This is a genomic window from Pseudomonas sp. ADAK21 (genome assembly GCF_012935735.1).
Classification (GTDB): Bacteria; Pseudomonadota; Gammaproteobacteria; order Pseudomonadales; family Pseudomonadaceae; genus Aquipseudomonas; species Aquipseudomonas proteolytica.
The window spans coordinates 4,296,594-4,319,994 of the sequence record NZ_CP052857.1 but is presented as its reverse complement, the minus strand read 5'-3'; the positions used below and the strand labels follow the sequence as shown (position 1 = coordinate 4,319,994).

Sequence of the window (23,401 nt, the reverse complement as noted above, 5' to 3'; positions counted from 1 at the left end):
GCCGCCAATCAGCTGGCGGCGCCGTGCAGTTGGCCGAATTGGCCGGACTGGAAGTCGGCAAAGGCCTGGTGGATCTCTTGCTCGGTGTTCATCACGAACGGGCCGTGACCGACGATGGGCTCGTCGATCGGTTCACCACTGAGCAACAGCACCATGGCGTCAGCATTGGACTCCAGGCTGATCTGCTCGCCATCACGCTCGAACAGCACCAGTTGCCCTTCGCGTGCCAGTTCACCGCCGTTGACTTGCACGGTGCCTTTGAGCACCACCAGCGCGGTATTGCGCCCGGCGTGCAGGTCAAAGGTCACGGCCTTGCCGCCATTGAGGCGCAGATCCCACACATCAATGGGCGTAAAGGTGCGCGCCGGGCCTGTGTGGCCGTCGAACTCGCCGGCGATCAGGCGCAGGCTGCCGGCGCCTTTGGCCAGGGGCAACGCGGGGATATCGCCGTCGAGGATGGTCTGGTAGCCGGCGTCGCTCATTTTGTCCTTGGCCGGCAGGTTGACCCACAGTTGCACCATTTCCAGGGCCCCACCTCGTTTGGCGAAGGCTTCGGAATGGAACTCCTCATGCAGGATGCCCTTGGCTGCCGTCATCCACTGCACGTCGCCGGGGCCGATGGTGCCGCCTGCACCGGTTGAATCGCGGTGCTCGACTTCACCTTCGTAAACGATCGTCACGGTTTCAAAGCCGCGATGGGGATGCTGGCCCACACCACGTCGCTGGGTGGTGGGGGTGAAATCGGCCGGGCCGGCGTGGTCCAGCAGCAGGAACGGGCTGATGTGCTTGCCCATGGTGTCGTAGGAAAACAGCGTGCGAACCGGGAAACCGTCGCCAACCCAATGGCCACGTGGGCTGGTGTAGATACCGATGATGTTTTTCATGATGGTCCTCCAATGTGCATACACCTTAAATCCAATACCAATAAGGCGGTAGACGGCGGATTTGGCTCTCATCGTTCCATACATGGGACGACTCTGGAGCGGTGGCGCATAAAGCGAGTGAATGATAATGACTCGTAGTAATATCCCCGCTCTCCCGTTCAACTCCCCGAGGGCCACCATGCCATTTGCTCCTGCGCCGGCAGCGCCGCGCGTCCTGGTGGTGGACGACCACCGCAAGATCCGCGAGCCGCTGGCCATCTATTTGCGTCGCCACAGCTTCGAAGTGCGCACCGCTGAAGATGCAGCGGGCATGTGGCAATTGCTCAAGACCCAGGCCTTCGACGTGATCGTGCTGGATGTGCTGCTGCCCGATGGCGACGGTTTCGAGTTGTGCAACCAATTGCATCGGCGCAGCAACACCCCGGTGATCCTGTTGACCGCCCGCGATGCCGCCGCCGACCGCATCCGGGGCCTGGACCTGGGTGCCGATGACTACATCACCAAGCCCTTCGAACCCCGGGAACTGGTGGCACGCCTCAACAGCGTGCTGCGCCGCCAGGGCCGCACCCATGCCCCCCTGGCACCGACCAGCCGCACCTATGGCTTCGCCGGCTGGCATTTCAGCACCATCAGCGCAGTGCTGACCCGCGAAGGCTGCCCCCCCGTCCAACTGAGCACCGCCGAAAGTCGGTTGCTGCAAGTGTTCCTCAACCACCCCAATACCCTGTTGCCCCGCGAGCGCCTGATCGACCTGACCGCCGCCGCCGACAGCGATGTCAGCGACCGCGCCATCGACCGCCAGGTCAGCCGCCTGCGCCGCAAGCTGGCCCACGACACCGAAGCCGTGGACCTGTTGCGCACCATCTGGGGTGGCGGCTACCTGCTGGCGGCTGATGTGACCCCGTGCGTCTCTTGAACCGTTTGCGCCGCCTATGGCCGCGCACGCTGGTGCAGCAATTGAGCCTGTTGCTGCTGTTGGCGCTGCTGGCCTCCAACGCCATCGCCATGCTGTTCCTGCAACGCACCGGCAGCCTGATCCACCCGCTATCGCGCAGTTTCAGCCTGGAACGCCTGGTGATCGCGCACCACGCGGCCGTCGACCTGCGCGGCGAGGAACCCGCGCACCTGATGGCCGCCATGAGCAACGAAGGCGCCCGTTTCTGGGTCGCCCCCACCGCCGAGGTCGAGCCGTTTGAACTGCGCCCCGAAGAGCGCCGCCTGGCCAACGAATTGCGCCAGCAACTGCAACTGCCGCCAGACGTGAGCATCGGCATGCAGTTGGAGCGGGTCAGCGGCGCCAATGCCCGCACCCATGTGTTCAGCCCCGCTGGTTGGGCGCCGTTGCGTTTGCGCAGCAGCATCGCCCTGCCGGACGGCCAGTACCTGAACGCGCTGCAGCATCCCGCGGGGGCGTATGAATGGGGCCGCGTCCTGGCCTACAGCCTGCCGGTGACCACGGTGCCAGTGCTGCTGATCGTGATGTTTTTCATCGCGCGGGTGGTGCGCCCGGTCAAGACCCTGGCCCAGGCCACCGAACGGGTCAGCCGGGGCGAATGGATCGCGCCGCTGCCCTTGAGCGGCCCCCAGGAAGCCCGCGACCTGACCACCGCCTTCAACACCATGCAGGCCAACCTGGCGCGGCATGTCGAAGGGCGCACGCGGATGTTGGCGGCGGTCAGTCACGACCTCAACACCCCGATCACCGAACTGCGCTTGCAGGTGGAGTTGCTGGAACCTGGTCCTGAACGCGACGACATGCTCGACAGCCTCGGCGAACTGAGCGCCATGGTGCGCGAAACCCTGAACTTCGTGCGCGACGATGCCGTGCAGGAAGCCACCCGCCGCACCTCGCTGAGCGCTTTGCTGGATGACTTGGCCAAACGCTACCGGCGCATGCAGCAACCGGTCACCTGGCAAGGCGCCCCACCGCTGCTGCTCGATTGCCGCCCGCTGGCCCTCAAGCGCGCCCTGACCAACCTGATCGACAACGCCGTCAAACACGGTGGCGATGCCTGTATCAGCCTCAAGCGCGAGGACAGCGGTGTGCTGTGCGTGGAGATTCTCGATCATGGCAGCGGCCTGCCCCAGGACTGGCTGAACAAGGTCTTCGAGCCGTTTGTGCAGTTGGGTGCCAGCGACGGTGGCCTGGGGTTGGGCCTGGCGATTGCACGCTCGTGCATCCAGGCCCATGGCGGCGAACTGCTCCTGGAAAACCGCCCACCGGCCGGGCTGTGCGCGGTGGTGCGCCTGCCCCAGGCGGCTTAGATTGATGTGGCTGTAGGGCTTGCTGTGGCGAGGGGGCTTGTCCCCCGCTGGGCTGCGTAGCAGCCCCAAAACCTGCTATCTCGGTCTATCAGATAAACCGGGGTGAGGCTTATTGGGGCTGCTACGCAGCCCAGCGGGACAAGCCCCCTCGCCACAGCAAGTCCCATAGCCACAACAAGCCCCTCACCAAAACTGGCCCTCTAGCCATCACAAAGGCCGTCTGCAACTGACCTAGAAGTTGAGCGTTGCGCCCATCCACAAGGTGCGGCCGTAGTTCACCGTGCCGTAGGTCTCGTCATCCAGGCGCTTGTTGGCCAGGTTGTTGAGTGAGGCATTCAATACAAGCGAGTCGGTCACATCGAACGAGCCGCCCAGGTCGGCCGTGGTGTAGCCCGGCGCCGGTTTTTCGCTGGTGAGGGTGTTGCCGGTTTCCTCGCCGTAGTAGCTCAGCGACGCCCAGGCCTGGGCGCGGTCGTTGATGCTCCATTCGGTGCGCACATTGGCCTTTTGCTTGGGGGTCAGGGCCAGGGGCGCGCCAGCGTTGGCGCCGGTTTTCTGTTCGGAATCGGTGTAGGTGTAGTTGGCCTTGAGCAGCACGCTGGGGTTGATATCCCATTGGCCGTTGAGCTCCACGCCCTGGATGATTGCCTTGTCGACGTTGACCCGCTCCATGATGGTGTAGCCATTCCAGCGCTGGTCGGTGGTCACGGTGGACAGCTTGTCCTGGAAGTCGTTGTAGAACAGGGTCACGCCCGCCGACAGATCATCACGGTTGCTCCACAGCGCCGAGACTTCATAGTTGGTGCTGGTCTCTGGCTTGAGGTCGGGGTTGCCGAACATCACAAAGCGGTTGCGCCGCAGGTAGGCGTAGTCCGCCACGACTGCACGGATCTCCGGGGCCTTGAAGCCACGGGCGATCCCCCCCTTGAACGTCCACTGCTCGGTGGCGCGCCACACTCCGTAGAGCCGTGGGCTGAGGTGGGCACCGTACTCTTCGTGATGATCCAGGCGCAGGCCGGTGGTCAGGGCGAAGCTGTCGGTGACCGACCATTCGTTCTCGGCGAACAGGGCTTTTTGCACCACCGAGAACTCGTAATCCACGCGATCGCCCAGGCCCTGGTTCCAGTCGGTCAGCTGGCTTTCGTTCCACTGCATGCCCACGGTGCTGACGTTATGGGTGGTGGGTACTACCAACTTGGCGTCGAACACGCTGTTCTTGACCTCGGGCTTGCGCCCGAAAATATCGGTTTGGGCTGGCGTGGCACGGCCTTCACGGGTGGAGGTTTCCTGGGAAAAGGCGATGTCCGAGGTGGCCCAGCCCCAGCGACCCTGGTGCGACAGCGACCAGTGATCGCGGTTGTTCTCCTGCTCGCGGGTGGCCCAGTTGGCGCTGATCCCATCACCGTTTTTCAGGCGCGTGGCCCCGGCTTCGAGGAGGATGTCGTGGTCGATGCTTGGGGTGAAGGCCAGCCGTGCGGTGAGATCGCGGTGATCCGCCTTGCTGAAGCCATTGGTCTGCTCGATATCGTCATCGGCCTGGCGATCGAGGTAACGGCCCCACACCTGCAGGCCGAGCAGGTCTTCCTTGAGCGGGCCGCTGAGGTAGAACTGGGTCTGGCGCGCATTGCCCTGGTCGCTGTGCTGGCGGGCCGAGTAGTCATAGCCAATCGAACCGCCCCATTGTGGCGAGACCTTGCGCGTGATCACGTTGATCACGCCGCCGATGGCGTCGGAACCGTACAGCGACGACATTGGCCCGCGCACCACTTCAATGCGCTCGATGGCGGCGGCTGGCGGTACAAAACTCTGCTCATAACCACTGTTGCCATTGACCCGCGATTCACGGGCGCTCTGGCGTTTGCCATCCACCATGATCAGCGTGTAGTCGGCGGGCATGCCACGGATCGAGATGTCGGTTTCATTGGCCCCGCCATTGACCGTAACGCCCTCCACATCCCGCACGGCATCACCCAGGTCGCGGTACGACTTGCGGCGCAAGGCCTCGCCGTCGATCACGGTGACCGAAGCGGGTGCGTCTTCGACGTTCTGTTCAAAGCCGGAAGCGGTGACCACCACTTCATTGAGTTCCAGTGACGCAGGCTCGTTGGCGTGAGCGTTGAGACTGCCGGCCACCAGCAGGGCCAGCGGCGCAAGACGAAAAGCAGGAAGCATGGGCGTAGACCTTCAGGATTATTCTCAAAAGAGAATCGTAATCATCTACACCCCAATAACTTGGACAAAGTGTGACAACTCCACCCTCGTCCCTGGCCGCTTGCTTTTGTAGGAGCTGGCTTGCCAGCGATGACGCCAGCAAGAACACCCCAGAGCGCCAGGTATCTGACCTCATCCTGAACGACCATCACCGGCGAGCCGACGCCTACAAAACCTGAACAAGGGCTGGCTTAAATTATATTTCGGTCGTAATATTCGGCAAAATATTACGATTGTAATTTCACCGACCCAGCGCCGCCAGGAGCCTGAAATGAGCCCACGCCCTCCCCTTCACAGCTTTTCCCGCCCCTGGTGCTGTTGCTCCTGCTCAGCGGCTGCAATAGCCAGGCCGACCCCAGCGCCAACGCTGCCCCGCCGCGCCCGGTGCTGGCGGCCAAGGTCGAAGCCGCCGCCAGCCAGCAGAACGCCTATACCGGCGTGGTGGCGGCCCGTACTGAAAGTGACCTGGGCTTCCGGGTCAGCGGCAAGGTGATCGAACGCAAGGTCGATCCCGGCCAGCATGTGTCCCGGGGCGATACCTTGTTGGTGCTGGATATCGGCGACTTCGAACTGGCGCTGCGTTCGGCAAAAAACCGCGTCAACGCCGCCCAGGCCCAGTTACGCCAGCGCCGCGATGACGCAAACCGCTACCAGCGCCTGGCCAGTACCGGCGCGGTGTCACGGCAGATTTTCGACCAGTCCGCGACTAACCTGCGGGTCGCCGAAGCAGAGCTTGCCGCCGCCCAGTCGGATGCCAGCCAGATCGAAAACCGTCGTACCTACTCGGTGCTCAGGGCCGATGGCGACGGAGTGATCACCGATGTGCGGGTAGAGCGCGGGCAGGTGGTGGCCGAAGGGCAGATCGTCGCCCGCCTGGCCCACGACGGAGCGCGGGAAGCGGTCATCAACCTGCCGGAAAACCAGCGCGACCGCGCCTCGCAAAAAGCCCTGGCCTTGCCCTTCGGTGCGCCGGACCAAGCCGTCAACGCGACCTTGCGTGAACTGTCCGCCAGTGCCGATCCCGTCACCCGCACCTATCGCGCGCGCTATGTGTTGCACGGTGCGGGTGAGCGTTTCGCCCTCGGCTCCACCATCACCTTGCGCCTGCAAGGCAACGGCCAGCCGCCACAGACCCGCGTGCCGATCGGCGCCCTGCAGGATGCCGGCAGCGGCACCGGGGTGTGGCTGATTGGAGCAGATGACAAGGTCAGCTTCGCCCCGGTCACCGTGACCAGCCTGGGCCAGGAAGAAGCCTTGCTTTCTGGTGGCGTCAGCCCCGGCCAACTGATCGTCGCCCTCGGCGCACATCTGCTGCATCAGGGTGACAGCGTGCGCCTGTTGCCCGCCCAGGCACTGACCCTCAATCGCCGGCAGGAACCTTGAGCATGCATGGCCTGAACCTCTCCGCACTGGCGGTCAAACACCGCGCCGTCACGCTGTTCCTGATTCTCGCGATACTCGCCGCCGGGATTTTTTCCTTTGGCAAACTGGGGCGCGCCGAAGACCCGTTGTTCACGGTCAAGGTCATGACCATCACCGCCGCCTGGCCCGGCGCCACGGCCCAGGAGATGCAGGAGCAAGTGGCCGACCGCCTGGAAAAGCGCCTGCAGGAACTGGACTACTACGATCGTGTGGAAACCATCGCCCAACCGGGGTTTGTGTCGATGCGCATGACCTTTCTCGAGTCCACGCGCCCCAATGAAATTCAGGACCTGTTCTACCAGACCCGCAAAAAACTCAGCGACGAAGCGGCCAGGCTGCCCAAGGGCGTGATCGGGCCCTTCTTCAACGATGAATATTCCGATGTGTACTTCGCCCTGTACGCCCTGGAAGCCGAACACCTGCCCCATCGCCAACAGGTGCAGATGGCCGAAGCCATGCGCCAGGACTTCCTCAGGCTACCGGGGGTGAAGAAGGTCAATATCCTCGGCGAACAAGCGCAGCGGGTGTTTGTCGAGTTCTCCTACGAGCGCCTGGCCACCCTGGGGATCAAACCCGAACAGATCTTCGCCGCCCTCGCTGCGCAAAACGCCGTGGCCCCGTCGGGGTTTGTCGAAACCGCCGGTGCCCGCGCCTATATCCGTATCGACGGCGCCTTCGACAGCCTGGCGCTGATCGAAAACGTGCCGCTGCCGGTGGACGGCAAAGTGCTGCGCATCGCCGACGTCGCCACCGTCAGCCGTGGCTATGAAGACCCGCCCAGCTACCGCATCCGCCATCAGGGCGACCCCGCGTTGATGCTCGGCATCATCATGGAAAAACACTGGAACGGCCTGGACCTGGACAAGAGCCTCAAGGCCGAGGAAGCCAGGATCCAGGCAGACCTGCCCCTGGGCGTCAACTTCGCGAAAGTCTCCGACCAGGCGAAAAACATCAGCCTGGCAGTCAATGAATTCATGCTCAAATTCTTCGTCGCCCTGGCGGTGGTGATGCTCATCAGCCTGTTGGCCCTGGGCTTTCGCGTCGGTTTGGTGGTGGCGGCCGCGGTGCCGCTGACCCTGTCCATCGTGTTTGTGATCATGCTGCTGACCGGCCGCGAATTTGACCGCATCACCCTCGGCGCGCTGATTATTTCCCTGGGGCTTTTGGTGGACGACGCGATCATCGCCATTGAAATGATGGTGGTGAAGCTCGAAGAAGGTTTCGACCGCATCCACGCCGCCACCTTTGCCTGGAGTTCCACCGCCGCCCCCATGCTGACCGGCACCCTGGTGACGATCATCGGCTTTCTGCCGGTGGGTTTTGCCCGTTCGGGTGCGGGCGAGTATGCCGGCAATATTTTCTGGATCGTTGGCTTTGCCCTGATCGCCTCCTGGTTGGTGGCAGTGGTATTTACCCCGTACCTGGGGGTCAAGCTGCTGCCGCACATCCAGCCGGTGCCCGGCGGCCACGACGCAATCTATGCCGGCCGCTGGTACCAGAAACTGCGCCACCTGGTGCAAACCTGCGTGCGCCGACGCTGGCTGGTGACCGGCCTGGTCGTGTCGGCGTTTGTGCTGTGCGGCTTGGGCATGGCCGTGGTGAAGAAGCAGTTCTTCCCTAACTCCGACCGCTCCGAACTGATCCTGGAGGTGTATATGCCGCCGGGCAGTGCCTTCAAAAGCACCGAGGCGGTGGCGGCGCAACTGGAAAAGGCCCTGCTGCAGGAACCGCAGACCCGCATGGTCGACACCTACGTGGGCGGCGGCGCGCCACGCTTTTTCCTGTCGCTCAACCCCGAATTGCCCGACCCGGCGTTCGCCAAACTGATCGTGCAAACCGCCGATGCCCATGCCCGGGACGCCTTGAAACTGCGCATGCGCGAACGTATCGCCGACGGTGAATTCCCCGCAGCGCGGGTACGGGTGACGCAATTGCTGTTCGGCCCGCCGGTGCCCTTCCCGGTGGTGTTTCGCGTGTCTGGCCCGGACGTGAATGTGCTGCGCAGCCTGTCTGAGGAAGTGCGCCAGGTGGTCGCCGCCAACCGCCTGACCAAGGATGCGTTCCTCGATTGGGGCGAGCGCAGCAGCGGTTATCGCCTGGTGCTGGACCAGGATCGCCTGCGCCTGCTGGGCTTCACCCCCGACGAGGTGAAATCCCAACTCAATGCCCTGCTCAGCGGCAACCCCATCACCGAAGTGCGCGAAGGCAACCGTACGGTATCGGTGGTAGCCCGTGCCCAGGGCAGCCAGCGCGAGGACCTCGGCAACCTCGCCAATATGACCCTGACCAACAGCGCCGGGGTATCGGTGCCCCTGGCTCAGGTAGGGCATTTTCAAGCGGTGATGGAAGAACCGATCCTCAAGCGCCGCAACCGCGCGAGCACCGTCGAAGTACGCGCCGATATCGTCGACGGCGTGCAGCCGCCCGATGTGGAAATGGCCGTCTACAAAGACCTGCAACCGCTGATCGCACGATTGCCGACCGGCTATCACCTGGACATCGGCGGCCCCGTCGAAGAAAGCGCCAAGGCCAACGTGGCCCTCGCGGCGCTATTCCCCATCATGATCCTGCTGACCCTGACGGTGATCATGTTCCAGGTGCGCTCGTTCGGCGTGATGTTCATGGTCTTCGCCACCGCGCCGCTGGGCTTGATCGGCGCGGTGCCGACCCTGCTGCTGTTCAACCAGCCGTTCGGCTTCAATGCGATCCTGGGGCTGATCGGGATTGGCGGGATCCTGATGCGTAACACGCTGATCTTCACCGATCAGATCCGCCAGAACCAGGAACACGGCATGGCGACCAGCGACGCGATTGTCGAAGCCACCGTACGCCGCGCACGGCCGGTGATATTGACCGCACTGGCCGCGGCGTTGGCGTTTATTCCACTGACCTTGTCAGTATTCTGGTCGTCGCTGGCCTATGTGCTGATTGGTGGGGTTTTGGTGGGGACGGTGTTGACGCTGCTGTTCTTGCCGGCGTTGTGCAGCTTGGTGCTGGGCCGGGACAAGCAGCAGGCAGCAATCCCCCAAACCCCATAAATCCAATGTGTGTGTGTGTGAGCTTATGTGGGAGCGGGCTTGCTCGCGAAAGCGTAGTGTCAGTCGCCGAATTTATTGACTGTTCCACCGCTTTCGCGAGCAAGCCCGCTCCCACACAAGCCCACTCCTACAACGAGGTCAACGCTTGGCCAACGCCATCCACCGAAATATCCCACCCTGCGGCCAGATAAACTCTACTTATACCCGCTGAAAACCTCTGCAAAGTCCCTCGCCTGATCACACAGCGCAAGGGACCGCCGATGTACTTTCCAATTGATGCCCCGGTCCTGGGGGCCACCTCTTGAATGCCGCCATTGGCTTTATGGTCCTGGCGGCCATGGACTTCAAAACACGGGACGTCGAAGCGGTCCTCAGCGACTTCCGGCAATGCCTCAGTACCTATGAACAGTGGGCCGAGAGTTTCTGGAGCTTCTCGGCGCTGGAGGTCGAGCAGGTCTTCAAGGTGGGCGATGAGGTGGCGCTGGTGGCGCCCATTTCGTCCAAAGCCCCCAGCAGCACGGTCGCGATGTGCAAGGCCAGTGGCTCGTTGACCCTGGTGCACCTGTTCCAAAGCACACGCTTTGTGCCCATCGGCAACACCCCGGTGATGCTGCAAGCTGTCCCCAAGGACGGTGGCCCGCTGGGCGAACCCATTTACAAAACCATCGGCCCCAGCGGCATTCTCGAAGTCACCGACTGTACCCGCGACCAGTCGTATCGGATCACCTTCTACCCCAATGTTTGCGCGGACCACGTCAAGGCGTTGTATGCGTCTTATCAGTCGCTCATTGCACCGCTGGAAAGCCAGTTGCGCAACGACTGGACCAGCACATTTGAGCCCCTGTGGCAGGACTACTCCGAAGCCAACTTTGTGCAGCGCTACCGCCTGCTGGACCACGCCTATGCCCGTGGATTTGGCGACGCACTGCATGAGCTCTGGGACAACATCGAGCAATTGTATGAATGGCTGGCGGACCTCAGGCCCAACAGCGAGAAACTCCTGCAATACCTCACCCAGGCCGAACTGGATGCCCTGCTGGAACTGAGCCAGGAGGCCATCGCCAATGGCCTGCTGGTGCTCAGCGACGAGCCGCTGCTGTTCATCTACTTGTCGGCGATGGTCAGTTGGCTGCGCATGCTGCCGCCGCCGTACTTGAACGAACTGCTGGGGCAAATCAGCGCCGAAGTGCTGATCAACCTGTTGCTGGTGTGGGTCACTGCCGGCATGGGCGTGACAGTGCGCCTGGGCGCGCAGGTGCTGGGCAAGGTCAAGTCGGGACGCGTCCGCCAGTGGCTGGAGCAACTGGCCCGACCGTTTGCACAAACCGGGTTGGGGCCCCATGCCGAGGCGCTCAAGCCGTTATTGCTAGGCAGCCCCGCAACACAGATCAAAACGGTGCCCAGCGTGCCACTCAAGGCCGGCGCGATTGAAGTCGCCAATCCCGTGCCACTGGTGCGGGAAAAATCCGCGCCCAAGACGGCCTTGATCAAACATGAGGCGGTGGACGACGCGCCCTCCTCCGCGAAAAACCCCAACGGCGCGGCCAGCGCCAGCGCCGATAAAACCGCGACCCATGGCTGCCCGGTGTCCATGGTCACTGGCGAAGAACTGCTGACCCTGACCGATGGCGAGTTGCAGGGCGTGCTGCCGTTTGCCTGGACGCGGCTGTATCGCACCAGTGCCGTGGAGGTAGATAGCGGGTTGGGCTTTGGCTGGAGCCATTCCCTGGCGCAGCGGCTGGAGGTAACCGGCGAGTCGGTGGTGTGGACTGACCACGAGAACCGCAGCACCACCTTTCCCCTGCCCACGGCTGCCCGACCGGCCATCAGCAATAGCCTGGCTGAAGCAGCGATTTATCTGGGGGCAGCGTCGGATGAGTTGGTGCTGGCTCAAGGGGCAACGTTCTACCACTTCCAGGGCGGTGTGCTGACGGCGATCAGCGATGGGTATGACAACCGCCTGCGCATTTCCCGCGATGGGTTGGGGCGGATTCTGCGCCTGGATAACGATGCCGGGCGGGCGCTGCTGTTGCGCTACGAGCGCGGGCACATTGTGGCGGTGGACTACCAGGTGTTTCGCGTGGAAAGCGAAGCGGATGACGCCTGGGTGACTGAGCAGAACGTCGTTTCCTACCGCTACGACGAACAGTGGCGACTGGTTGAGGCGACCAATGCTGTAGGCGAAAGCGAGCGCTATCAGTACGACAGCCTTGCGGTGATCACTGAGCGGCAGTTGGCCGGTGGGGCGAGTTTCTTCTGGGCGTGGGAACGGTCTGGCAAGGCGGCGCGCTGTGTGCGGCATTGGGCCAGTTTTGCGCAGATGGATACGCGCTATGCCTGGGATGACGACGGCCGCGTCACCCTGCTCAACGCCGATGGCAGCCAGGAAGTGTATGTGCATGACCCGCGCGCACGGCTGGTGCAGCGGGTTGACCCGGACGGCGGCGAGCATTTCAAGTCTTACGACGCACAGGGCCGGCTGACGGTTGAGCAGGATCCCCTAGGCGCGATTACGGCCTATCAGTACGACGAGGCTGGGCGCTTGGTGGCGCTGTTTCCGGGGGATGACGAGCCTACCGCCTACGAGTATGAGCATGGCTTCGTACGGGTCATGCGCCGGGGTGCGGCGGTCTGGAAGTACCAGCGTAATGATCAGGGCGATATCACCCGCCAGACTGATCCGGACGGCAATGTTACCGAGTACAGCTATGACAAGCGCGGGCAGCTGCTGGCTGTCTGGTATCCGGACCACAGCTGTCAGCGCCTGACCTGGAATGACCTTGGGCAGTTGGTTGCAGAACAACTGCCCAATGGCGGCGTGCGGCGTTATCGCTACGACGCTTTGGGCCGGCAAATTGCCCGTGAAGATGAACACGGCGCGCTGACCCACTATCACTGGGACGCGGTAGGCCGACTGGTCAAGGTGGTATTGCCGGGCGGCGCCACCCGCGAATTGAGCTACAACCCCTACGGAAAAGTCACCGCCGAGCGCGATGAACTGGGGCGTGTGACCCGGTATGAATATGCCGACGGACTGCACCTGATCAGTCGCCGGATCAACCCCGATGGCACGGCGCTGCGCTATCGCTACGACAACACCCGCCTGCTGCTGACCGAAATCGAAAACGAGTCAGGCGAACGCTATCAACTGGCGTACCACCCCAACGGCCTGATCCAGCAGGAAACCGGCTTCGACGGCAAACGCACCGCCTACGTCTACGACCTCAACGGCCACCTGCAGGAAAAAACCGAGTTCGGCGACGATGACCGTCAGCTGATTACCGCCTACCAGCGCGATAACGCCGGCCGCCTCACCCGAAAAACGCTGCCCGATGGCAGCACGGTGGATTACACCTACGACCGCCTCGGCAATCTCCTAAGCGTCGACGACGGCCACTGGCCGCTGCACTACGAATACGACAGCCAGAATCGCCTGACCGCCGAACACCAGGGCTGGGGCACCTTGCGTTACGGCTACGACAACTGCGGCCAACTCGACCACCTGCGCCTGCCCGACAACAACCACCTGGCCTTCAACCACGACAAGGGCGGCCACCTCGCCACCGTTGAGCTCAATGGCCGCACACTCACCTCGCACCTGTTCAAGGCCGGCCGCGAGCAGCAGCGCCAGCAGGGCCACCTACTGAGCCACTACCACTACGACGACCAGGGCCGCCTGGCCCAACACGAACACCGCCACGGCCTTCGCCGCTACACCTACGACCCAGCCGGCAACCTCACCCGCCTGCTCGACACCCGCAAGGGCCAGCACGACTACCACTACGACCCCCTCGACCGCCTGACCCGCGCCGACCGCTCGCAAGACGTGCAAGAACGCTTCGCCCACGACCCGGCGGGCAACCTGCTGATGCAAGACCGCCCAGGCCCCGGCATCGTCGTCGGCAACCGCCTCTTGCTACAAGGCGACCGGCATTACGACTACGACGCCTTCGGAAACCTCATACGCGAACGCCGCGGCCGCGCGCAGCAACTGGTTACCGAATACCGCTACGACTGCCAGCACCGCCTGATCGGCCTCACCCAACCAGACGGCAGCCAGGCCAGCTATCGCTACGACCCGTTTGGCCGGCGCATCAGCAAAACCGTGGCGGGCAAGACCACCGAGTTTTTCTGGCAAGGCGACAAGGTCATCGCAGAACACACCCATGGCCAGCACCGCAGCTACCTCTACGAGCCAGACAGCTTCAGGCCACTGGCCTTGCTCGACGGTTTCGGGCCGGCCAATACACAGGTCTTCCACTACCAACTCGACCACCTGGGCACGCCGCAGGAACTGACCGACGCAGACGGCAAAATCGTCTGGTCTGCCCATTACAAGGCCTACGGGAAAATCACCCGGCTGGATGTAGGCGAGGTCGACAACCCACTGCGCTTTCAGGGGCAGTATTACGACCGGGAAAGCGGGCTGCATTACAACCGGCATCGCTACTACAATCCGGATAACGGACGCTACCTGACCCCCGACCCGGTGAAGTTGGCGGGTGGGGTGAACGGGTATTTGTATGTGCCTAACCCTACGGGGTGGGTGGATCCGTTGGGGTTGAATGCGTGTCCGGGCGAAGACAAATGTAAGCCCGGATCTGAAGGCCAAAACCCGTCCGCCAATACAAAGGCCGACGAGCGCGCTCCCTCCCTTCCAGCCCCCACAACAAAAAAGCAATATCTTTACCGGGGAGACACCAGGCACCCACTTGAAATTTTCAAACATGGATTTAAGAGTAGAGGAAAAAGCACTGACCTGCTCCTACACTCGCTAGACAATACGAATCCACCAAGCAACTTTGTACCCACCTCGACCTCAAGGGAAGTAGGTATAGCATTTGCAACAAGCTACGGATTAGAAGATGGTTTTTTGTACACCTTGAAAAATATACCCGGTCGAGACGTAAACAAAGAACTAGGAATACTATCCGAATACAAAAGAGAAAAAGAAATAGCCATACCCGGCCGCATCCATCGAAAGGACATATTAGGTGCAACCCCAATAAACGAAGATGGCACCTCCGAGAATTACAGCCTAATAAACCCTTACCGGAAGTAGAGCATGAAAAATATAGAAATAAACATACTCAATAAAGGCAACATTGAAAAAGCAAAAATTGAATATAACCGAAATACATGCGCGCTTTTTATAACCTTTTCTGACCAAACAAAAAAAACATACTCCGGGCTGGATATTTTTCGCGCATTTGGTTTATTACGAAAGGAATTCAGCGAAATAAAATTCCTGTGCAAAGGTTCGAAAATCAATGTTTTCCCATCTGCGATGTCATCTTCCATGTCTGGTGGACTCGTGGCCTATGAAATGAAACTAGGTGAGCATGACCCCGAGATGGTGCGCATATTCGATTACGATGAACATGACCTGACTAACGATATCGAGGAGCAAGTTAAGTTTCGCGTGCGTTGGGGAGAATCGTTAAAATAAATAAACCCTTGTACAAGACACTAGAAAAACCATCATCACCTGCAGGCTTTGATACGGAAGGAGCGACTAATTTCAATAAGTGCCTGGGACTATAAAAATTCAACAATCCCACCCCAATGGTGATTATCAAATCGCCATCACCGGCAAGCCGGCTCCTACAGGTCGCGAGTCGTCTGTGAGGGTCTTTCAGAGCGACCGCACCCACCCCGCCTCCACCGACCGCACCCGGTTGCGCCCGCCGCTCTTGGCCTCGTACAACGCCTGGTCGGCGTCGTTCAGCCAGCTGGTTGCATCGCCGTGGGAGGCTTGGTATGGCGCCAGGCCGATGCTCAGGCTGGCGCGCAGTGTCGGGTCTTGGGCGTAGCCCAGGGCGCTGAAGCGGTCGCGCAGGGCGTCCATCACTTCGGTGGCGTGGCCCAGGGGCATGTCCGGCAGGATCACGCAGAATTCGTCGCCGCCGTAACGCCCGGCCAGGTCGGTGGCGCGCAGGTTCTGACGCAGGATCTTGCTCAGTTGGCGCAGCACGATGTCGCCGGTGACGTGGCCGTAGGTGTCGTTGATGATCTTGAAATGGTCGATATCGATCAGTGCAATCGCAGCGCCTTGCTGGCCGCCTCGGCAGCGGGCGAATTCGATTTCCAGGTGGTCTTTCCAGGCGCCGTGGTTGAGCAGCCCGGACAGGCTGTCGGTTCGGCTTAAAGCAAGCAGCTCGCGCTTATGTCGGGCCAGGGTGATGGCCTGGCGATAACAGATCCAGCCCAGCGCCAGCGGATAGAGCATCAGGATCGGCAAGCAAGCGTAGAGTTGGGCAGGCGTGGTCACGGCGATATAGGCCGGGGCGAATAACAGCACTGCCGCGCCGATCCCCAGCGCTTGGGCCACCCAGCCCATCAGCATGAAGCGGAACCCGCCGATGGCGACGTTGTTCATGGTCATCATCGACAACGTGGTGACGCTGGGCAGCGGGTTGAAGTGCATGGCACCGACCCAGAAGCCACCGCAGAACGAGTCCACCAGGAGATGGCGACGTTCGGCACGCAGGGAGTTTTCGGCGCGGCGCGAGAGTTGGTAAGCCAGGTGCGGCCAGGCGAAGGCGTTGATCAGCATCCAGGCCCAGACCCAGCCTGATGGGTCCAGTGGGTACATGCCGGCCAATACACAGACGAACCCGAGCGTCAGCCCCAGGGTCCGCGATTTGTACAGGCGTTTGGCGAGCGGAAGTCCGTTTCCTCCTGCGGCTGGCATGATCTGGCTGATCCTGGATGAATGCTGGAAGTCTATCAGGGCAACGGCAAATAGCCACTACCGCTCAGAGGCTTATCCCCCGCGCCAATCCCCTGCCACCAGGGGCTTAGCTGGAAAATCCACGGGCCAGTAACATCGCCACCGCCAGTAGCAAGACGGCCGTGACCTTCTGCAACAGCACGCGTTTGCGCGGCGACTCGAGCACATGCTTGATCCGCTGGCCGAAGTAGCAATAAAGGCAGCCGCTGGCGAACTGCAAAACCAGGAAAGTCAGGCCAAGAATCGCGATGTCACCGGCGGCGCTGTCCTGCCCAACAGCGGCGAACTGCGGGAACACCGCACTGAACAGGATGATCGCCTTGGGGTTGGACAGGCCGGTCAGCAACCCCTTGCCGAACAAGCCACGGGGCGTCTCCGGCCCTTGTCCGGCGGTGTTGATCTGCACGCCGCTGCTGGTCCACTGTTTGTAGGCCAGGTACAGGATATAAGCCACGCCCACCAGTTGGATGCCTTGGGTAATCAGCGGGTAGCCCTTGATCAGCTCGGAAAAGCCCACGGCAAAGATCAGGATCGAAATCAGGTACGACACGCTGGCGCCAAACTGCGCCGGCAAGGAGTGGCGCAAACCGTCCTTCAAGCCCAGGCTCAGCAGCAGCAAGGTCATGGGGCCGGGGCTGAAAGCCAGGGTGCTGCACAGCACCAGGAAATACAGGAAGGACGACAGCGTAAGGGCAGTGACCATGGTGGGTAATTTCACGGCAGCGAGGAATGTTGCGCAGTCTAGGGCGCGGATTGCGTGTCGGGCAGGTAAACTCGGCGGATATTCACGCAGGCTTTACCGGTAAAGTGACCGGCAAACTTCAGGACGTCGCGATGGCCATTCCGCAGATCCACTTTGATGACCACACCCCCAAGGTCCAACAGATTGTCGAGGCCTTCGCCCGCGCCATCGAGCAAGGCCAATTGGCCGCAGGCAGCAAACTGCCCTCGGTGCGTGAGCTAGGGGCGCAGTTGGGCGTCGGAAAGTTCACCGTCAATGAAGCCCTGGACCGCCTGCGCGGCCAGCATCTGCTGACCTCGCGCCAGGGCCGTGGGCACTTTGTCGCCCAACGCCAGACGCAGCCGTCGTCGAGCAACTGGGTCGACCTGCTGCCCCAGGATTTGCTCAGTGTGCTGCGCCGACCGATGCTCACCGGCCAGGGCGAGTTGCGCCCCGGTGGCGGCCATCTGCCCGAAGACTGGCTGGACTCCGAAGCCTTGCGCCAGGCCATGCGCAGTGTGGTGCGGGCCCCTTCCCTGCGCGTTGCCGGCATGGGCACGCCGGCGGGTTTCCTGCCGCTGCGCCAGGCTCTGCAACAAAAACTGCAGGGCGATGGCCTGGCGGTCTCGGTGGAACAGATCATCACCACGCCCAGTACCCTGCAAGGCCTGGACATGTTGATGCGCCTGCTGGCCCGCCCCGGTGACACGGTGCTGCTGGATGCACCGTGCTATTTCAACTTCCACGCCAACCTGGCGTTGCACGGGGTCAGGGTGCTGACACTGCCACGGGGCCCGGACGGTCTCGACTTCGCGGCTCTGGAGCGCTTGCTCTCCGAGGAACGGCCCAGCCTGTATGTGACCACCAGCATCCTGCACAACCCCACCGGCCATTCCTTCAGCGCAGCCCAGGCCTTCGGGCTGCTGCAACTGATGCGTCAATACCACTGCCATATCATCGAGGACGACCTCTACGGCGACCTGCACCCCAACCCACCGCCCCGCCTGGCGGCACTCGCCGGCCTGGAGCAAGTGACCTACCTGTCGGGCTTCTCGAAAACCCTCAGCGCCAATACCCGGGTCAGTTATGTGGTGGCCGCGCCGCAACTGGCGGCCAACCTGACCAATATGAAGCTGATGAGCGGCGGCGTGACGTCGGAATTGTTCGAGCAACTGGTCTACCGCCTGCTCAGCGAAGGCAGCTATGCGCGGCACCGCAAGCGCATGGTCCAGCGCTTGCTGGAAGCCGGCGCCCGAGTGGAACAGTGGCTGCGCCGCTGCGGCTGTGAGCTGCCCATGGGGTATGAGGCCGGGATGTTTATCTGGGCGCGCCTGCCAGCTGGGGTCAACGGCGAACAGCTGGCCGAAGCCGGGCTCAAGCGCGGCATGGTGTTGGCGCCGGGGGCGCTGTTTGGGTATGAGCCGGGGATGGGCGAATTTATGCGCTTCAATGTGGCCCATTGTGATGACCCACGGGTGTGGGCCGCGATCGAGCCATTGTGGGAGCGGGCTTGCCCGCGATAGCAGTGTGTCAGCCACTTATTCATTAACTGATAGACCGTCATCGCGGGCAAGCCCGCTCCCACAGTCGCGACCATTGAGTGCACACAAAAACGCAACACTGTAGCGCTTCGAATGTGATGGTCGCTGCTGCCCAGGGTTTATATAGTCCAGAGCAACAGCCACCCGCCATGAGCCCCAAGGCCCATCACCAGGAAGCGCTCAATGACCGATCTTCATGACCTCACGGCCGCCCAGCTGCTGGAGCAATTCTCCAGCCGCCAGCTCTCCCCCCTCGACTACTACGACCACCTGCTGGCCCACATCGACCGCTGGGAGCCGAAGATCCGCGCCCTGTACGCCTTCGATCCTGAGCAGGTGCGCCAGCAAGCCCAGGCCTCCACCGAGCGCTGGAACAAAGGCCAGCCCAATGGCGTGCTCGATGGCGTGCCCGTGACCATCAAGGAACTGGTGGCCACCGAAGGGACGCCGATTCCCCTCGGCAGCGCCGCCACCCGCCTGACCCCTGCCCTCAAGGACGCCCCGCCCGCCGCGCGGATGCGTGAAGCCGGGGCGATTGTGCTGGCCAAGACCACTGTCCCGGATTTCGGCATGCTCTCCTCTGGCCTGTCGAGTTTCCATGGCATCACCCGCAACCCGTGGAACACCGCCAATAACACCGGCGGCTCCAGTTCGGGGGCTGCGGCGGCGGCGGCTGCCGGTTACGGGCCGCTGCATATCGGCACCGATATCGGCGGCTCGGTGCGCTTGCCCGCCGCCTGGTGCGGTCTGGTGGGTTTCAAACCGACCCTGGGACGCATCCCGATCGACCCTTACTACACCGGTCGCACCGCCGGGCCCATGACCCGCACGGTCGACGACTGCGTGCTGATGATGCAACACCTGGCCCGCCCCGACGCCCGCGACGCCACCAGCCTGCCGCCGCTCACCCGCGAGTGGAGCAACCAGCCGCTGTCGGTCAAGGGCCTGCGCATCGGCCTGATGCTGGAGCCCGGCGCCGGCCTGCAACCGGAAGGTTTCGTGTGTGAAGCAGTGGAACAGGCTGCACGCCTGTTCGAAGCCCATGGCGCCAAAGTCACGCTGATCCCGCCGATCATGGACCGCGCCCAACTCGACGGCCTCGACCAGTTCTGGCGCGCCCGGCAATGGGGCGACTTGTCGGCCTTGCGCAGCGAGCAGTTCGATAAAGTCTTGCCGTACATCCGCGACTGGGCCGCGCCCGGTGCCGATATCAGCGGCGTGCAGGCGGTGCAGGGGTTCAACCAGACCTTCGAGATGCGCCGCCGCGCCGCCCAGGCCTTCAGCGACCTCGACCTGATCCTGTCGCCCACCAACCAGGTCAACGCGTTCCCCGCCCAATGGCCGTCACCGAGCAATGATCCGCAGCTGCCGTTCGAACACATCGTGTTCACCGTGCCGTGGAACATGGGCGAACAACCGGCGCTGTCGATCAACTGTGGTTTCGCCGCCGATGGCATGCCCATCGGCCTGCAGATGATCGCGCCCCGTTTTGCCGATATCTGGCTGCTGCAAATCGCAAAAACCTATGAGAGCTGGCGTGGCGCAATCCACCAATGGCCGAACCCGAACTGACCTTGACGCTGTAACTGAACTGCCCACCCACACGCCCGCTCCCCGGCCCCAAGGCCGGGGCCTGGACGACCTATAACTAAAACCGAGGGGCTGGTATGCACACTGAACAATTGACTCGCGAGGGTCCCGAGCACACACCTGAAACGCCATCGCCGGACGCCGGCAGGAAGAGCATCTTCGCCGTGGTGCTGGGCAATGCCGTGGAGTTTTTCGACTTTGGGGTCTATGCGACCTTTGCGGTGATGATCGGCCATACATTTTTCCCGTCCGACAGCGCCTTCGTCAGCCTGATGCTGTCGGTCACGGCCTTCGGCATCGGCTTTATCGTGCGGCCCCTGGGCGCGGTGCTGATTGGCGCCTACGCCGACCGCGTCGGGCGCAAACCGGCGATGTTGCTGACCCTGGTGATGATGGCGGTGGGCACCGGCAGTATTGCGATATTGCCCGGCTACGAAACCATCGGGATCGCCGCGCCGATCCTGCTGGTGGTGACGCGCATGATCCAGGGCCTGGCCTGGGGCGGTGAAGCCGGCCCCGCCACCACTTACATCCTCGAAGCCGCGCCGCCGCACAAACGCGGCACCTATGCTTGCTGGCAAGTGGTGGCCCAGGGCGTCGCCGCCATGGCCGCGGGGCTGGTGGGTTATACCCTGACCAAAGTGATGTCCCCCGAAGACCTCAACAGCTGGGGCTGGCGCGTGCCGTTCGTGTTCGGCCTGCTGGTATTGCCGATTGGCATCTATATCCGCCGCAACCTGGCCGAGACCTTCCACGGCCAGGGCGAAACCACCAGCACCGGCGATCTGGTGCGCGAAGTCTGCGGCAAGCATCGGCGTGCCCTGGTCCTGGGTTTGCTGATTCTCTCGGGCAGCACCATCACCCAGTACTTCCTCAACTACATGACCACCTTTGCCCTGACCGAGCTGAAACTGCCCACCAGTATCTCCATGCTCTCGACCCTGGTGGCCGGTGCGGCCATGGCGGTGTGCGCGGTGGCCGGCGGCATGTTGTGCGACCGCTTCGGCCGCCGGGTGATCCTGATGACGCCACGGGTAGTGCTGTTGCTGATCCTGTTCCCGGCGCTGCAGTTGATGACCGAACACCCCAGCCCCTCGACGTTCCTCCTGACCCTGGCGGTGCTGTCCGGCCTGCATGGCATGAGCGGCGCGGCGTTGATCGTGTTGCTGGTGGAGAGCTTCCCCAAATCGGTGCGCTCCACCGGGTTCTCCATCGTCTACGCCTTTGGTGTGGCGGCGTTTGGCGGCACCGCGCAGATCATCATCACCTGGCTGATCGGTACCACAGGCGACCCGATGTCACCGGTGTGGTACCTGCTGATCGCCAACCTGGTGTGCCTCACCGCCGCCTGGTTCGCCAAGGAAACCCGGCCCGTGCTCCCCGGCACGCCGGCCCGCGAAACCCGGCTCAGAGAAGCCTCGGTTCGCTGAACAGCGCGTATGCACCCTTCATGTAGGAGCGAGCTTGCTCGCGAAGACCGTCAACGATAACGCGCGCATTCTGGATGCACGCGGCGGTCTCCGGCTTTTCGCGAGCAAGCTCGCTCCTACAGTTTCTTCTCTGTGTGGGGATTAACCATGTATCCACGTCTTTTCCTGGCCGCCACCCTGGCGGCCGGCACCCAGGCTTATGCGCAAGAAAACGCCCAGGCCAGCGCTCCAGGCTTTATCGAAGGCAGCAGCCTGGACCTGAACCTGCGTCACTACTATTCCAACCAGCACACCCAACGCAGCACCTACCTGAGCATCAAGAAACCCGGCGGCATCCAACCCACCCGCGTGCGCGAAACCTGGGTGCAGACCGCCATGCTCAAGTACAGCTCTGGCTACACCCAGGGTGTGATTGGCGTGGGGGTGGATGTAGGGGTGTTCAGTGCGGTCAACCTGCAACGCGGGCATGGCAAGGTGGCCAATGGCGGCGACCGCGTGCTGGTGGACAGCGACGGCGATGCAATCCCGACCTGGAGCCGGCTGGGGGTGGGTGATGTGCGGTTTCGCCTGTCCAACACCGAGCTCAAGGCCGGACGCCTGATGACCGAAAACCCGATCCTGCGCTACAAGGACAACCGCGCCCTGCCCTCCAGCTTCCAGGGCGTGGGCCTGTACAGCAACGAACTGGACTGGCTGTCGGTCCAGGGCGGCAGCTTCGATCGGGCCATCCCGCGCACCGGTACCGGCGCCGAGCGCCTGACCACCACCTTCGGCAACCGCGCCTACAGCGGCGCACGCATCAGTTACCTGGGGGCCACGCTCAAGCCGGGCTATGGCCTGGAAGCCAGCCTCTACGGCTCACGCTTCGAGGACATGTGGGACCAGTATTACCTGGGGTTGACCCATCTCGTCGGCGACAAAAATGCAGTCGCCCTCAAGACCGCCCTGCACTACTACCGCACCCAGGATTCCGGCCAGCAACGCCTGGGCTATATCGACAACGACGCCGCCAGCCTGGCCGTGACCGCCAACCACCAGGCCCACAGCCTGACCCTGGCCTGGCAACAGGTGTTCGGCAACGAGTACTTCGACTATGTGTGGGAGTCCACCGGCAACTACATGGCCAACTCGCTGTACTCGGACTACAACGGCCCCAACGAAAAATCCTGGCAACTGCGCTACGACCTCGACCTCGACCTCGCGGCCTACGGCGTGCCCGGCCTGACTGCGAGCCTGTGGCACGCCAAGGGCTGGGGCATCGACGGCACGCACTACGAGGGAGATCGCAACGGCCACAACACCGGCTACAACGTGCGCGGCCTGGACAACGCCAAGCACAATGAAAACGGCTTGATGCTGGCCTATGTGGTGCAATCCGGGAAGCTGAAAAACTCGGTCCTGCGCACCATCGTCTACAACCACCGCGCCAGCGGCGGGCAGATCGATGGCAGCTACGACGAATTCAGGATCGTCGGTAACTTCCCCATCAACCTGTTCTGATCCCGCCCGTCGGCACAAGGCAATGCCGACGGGCAATATTCAGAATTCTTACACCTTGTATGCGAC

The 23,401-nt window shown here is 62.5% G+C and carries 14 protein-coding genes; 10 read left to right on the top strand and 4 right to left on the bottom strand.

Going from position 1 to position 23,401, the window contains the following annotated elements; all coding sequences use genetic code 11:
• Positions 1-8 precede the first annotated feature (8 nt).
• Complete coding sequence (locus HKK57_RS19650) at positions 9-884, bottom strand: pirin family protein (RefSeq protein WP_169390599.1); 876 nt, start codon at positions 882-884, stop codon at positions 9-11.
• 178 nt (positions 885-1,062) lie between these two features.
• On the opposite strand from HKK57_RS19650, the gene HKK57_RS19645 reads away from it, so the two are divergent.
• Positions 1,063-1,800: a response regulator transcription factor gene (locus HKK57_RS19645; protein WP_092238651.1), complete on the top strand. Its 738-nt coding sequence runs from the start codon at positions 1,063-1,065 to the stop codon at positions 1,798-1,800.
• Positions 1,801-1,829: 29 nt separating this feature from the next.
• On the top strand, positions 1,830-3,149 hold the full coding sequence (locus tag HKK57_RS19640; RefSeq protein ID WP_169391219.1) for an ATP-binding protein: 1,320 nt from the start codon (positions 1,830-1,832) through the stop codon (positions 3,147-3,149).
• A 231-nt stretch (positions 3,150-3,380) separates the two neighbouring features.
• Here the strand turns inward: HKK57_RS19640 and HKK57_RS19635 are convergent, their stop codons facing one another.
• Positions 3,381-5,321, bottom strand: coding sequence for a TonB-dependent receptor domain-containing protein (locus HKK57_RS19635; RefSeq protein WP_169390598.1), 1,941 nt, complete (start codon positions 5,319-5,321; stop codon positions 3,381-3,383).
• A gap of 348 nt (positions 5,322-5,669) precedes the next feature.
• On the opposite strand from HKK57_RS19635, the gene HKK57_RS19630 reads away from it, so the two are divergent.
• The 4 genes from HKK57_RS19630 to HKK57_RS19615 all read left to right on the top strand — a co-directional run bounded on the left by HKK57_RS19630 (position 5,670) and on the right by HKK57_RS19615 (position 15,269).
• On the top strand, positions 5,670-6,743 hold the full coding sequence (locus HKK57_RS19630) for an efflux RND transporter periplasmic adaptor subunit (protein WP_169391218.1): 1,074 nt from the start codon (positions 5,670-5,672) through the stop codon (positions 6,741-6,743).
• A 2-nt stretch (positions 6,744-6,745) separates the two neighbouring features.
• Positions 6,746-9,820, top strand: a complete 3,075-nt coding sequence (locus HKK57_RS19625; protein WP_169390597.1) for an efflux RND transporter permease subunit — start codon at positions 6,746-6,748, stop codon at positions 9,818-9,820.
• Between the two features lie 337 nt (positions 9,821-10,157).
• A complete protein-coding gene (locus tag HKK57_RS19620) occupies positions 10,158-14,882 on the top strand; it encodes an RHS repeat-associated core domain-containing protein (protein WP_169391217.1) in 4,725 nt (1,574 codons plus the stop codon).
• A gap of 3 nt (positions 14,883-14,885) precedes the next feature.
• On the top strand, positions 14,886-15,269 hold the full coding sequence (locus tag HKK57_RS19615) for a hypothetical protein (protein WP_169390596.1): 384 nt from the start codon (positions 14,886-14,888) through the stop codon (positions 15,267-15,269).
• A 186-nt stretch (positions 15,270-15,455) separates the two neighbouring features.
• Here HKK57_RS19615 and HKK57_RS19610 read toward each other — a convergent pair whose 3' ends face one another.
• A complete protein-coding gene (locus tag HKK57_RS19610; protein WP_169390595.1) occupies positions 15,456-16,514 on the bottom strand; it encodes a diguanylate cyclase in 1,059 nt (352 codons plus the stop codon).
• Between the two features lie 106 nt (positions 16,515-16,620).
• On the bottom strand, positions 16,621-17,256 hold the full coding sequence (locus tag HKK57_RS19605; RefSeq protein ID WP_154906996.1) for a LysE family translocator: 636 nt from the start codon (positions 17,254-17,256) through the stop codon (positions 16,621-16,623).
• A 131-nt stretch (positions 17,257-17,387) separates the two neighbouring features.
• Between HKK57_RS19605 and HKK57_RS19600 the strand changes: the two genes are divergently transcribed.
• From HKK57_RS19600 to HKK57_RS19585, 4 genes are all read left to right on the top strand, one after another.
• On the top strand, positions 17,388-18,797 hold the full coding sequence (locus HKK57_RS19600) for an aminotransferase-like domain-containing protein (RefSeq protein WP_169391216.1): 1,410 nt from the start codon (positions 17,388-17,390) through the stop codon (positions 18,795-18,797).
• Between the two features lie 201 nt (positions 18,798-18,998).
• The gene (locus HKK57_RS19595; protein ID WP_169390594.1) at positions 18,999-20,387 is read left to right on the top strand and encodes an amidase; all 1,389 of its coding nucleotides are present in this window, start codon (positions 18,999-19,001) and stop codon (positions 20,385-20,387) included.
• Between the two features lie 95 nt (positions 20,388-20,482).
• Positions 20,483-21,835, top strand: coding sequence for a citrate-proton symporter (locus HKK57_RS19590; protein WP_029293300.1), 1,353 nt, complete (start codon positions 20,483-20,485; stop codon positions 21,833-21,835).
• A 147-nt stretch (positions 21,836-21,982) separates the two neighbouring features.
• Positions 21,983-23,335, top strand: a complete 1,353-nt coding sequence (locus HKK57_RS19585) for an OprD family outer membrane porin (protein ID WP_169390593.1) — start codon at positions 21,983-21,985, stop codon at positions 23,333-23,335.
• The last annotated feature ends 66 nt before the right edge of the window (positions 23,336-23,401 follow it).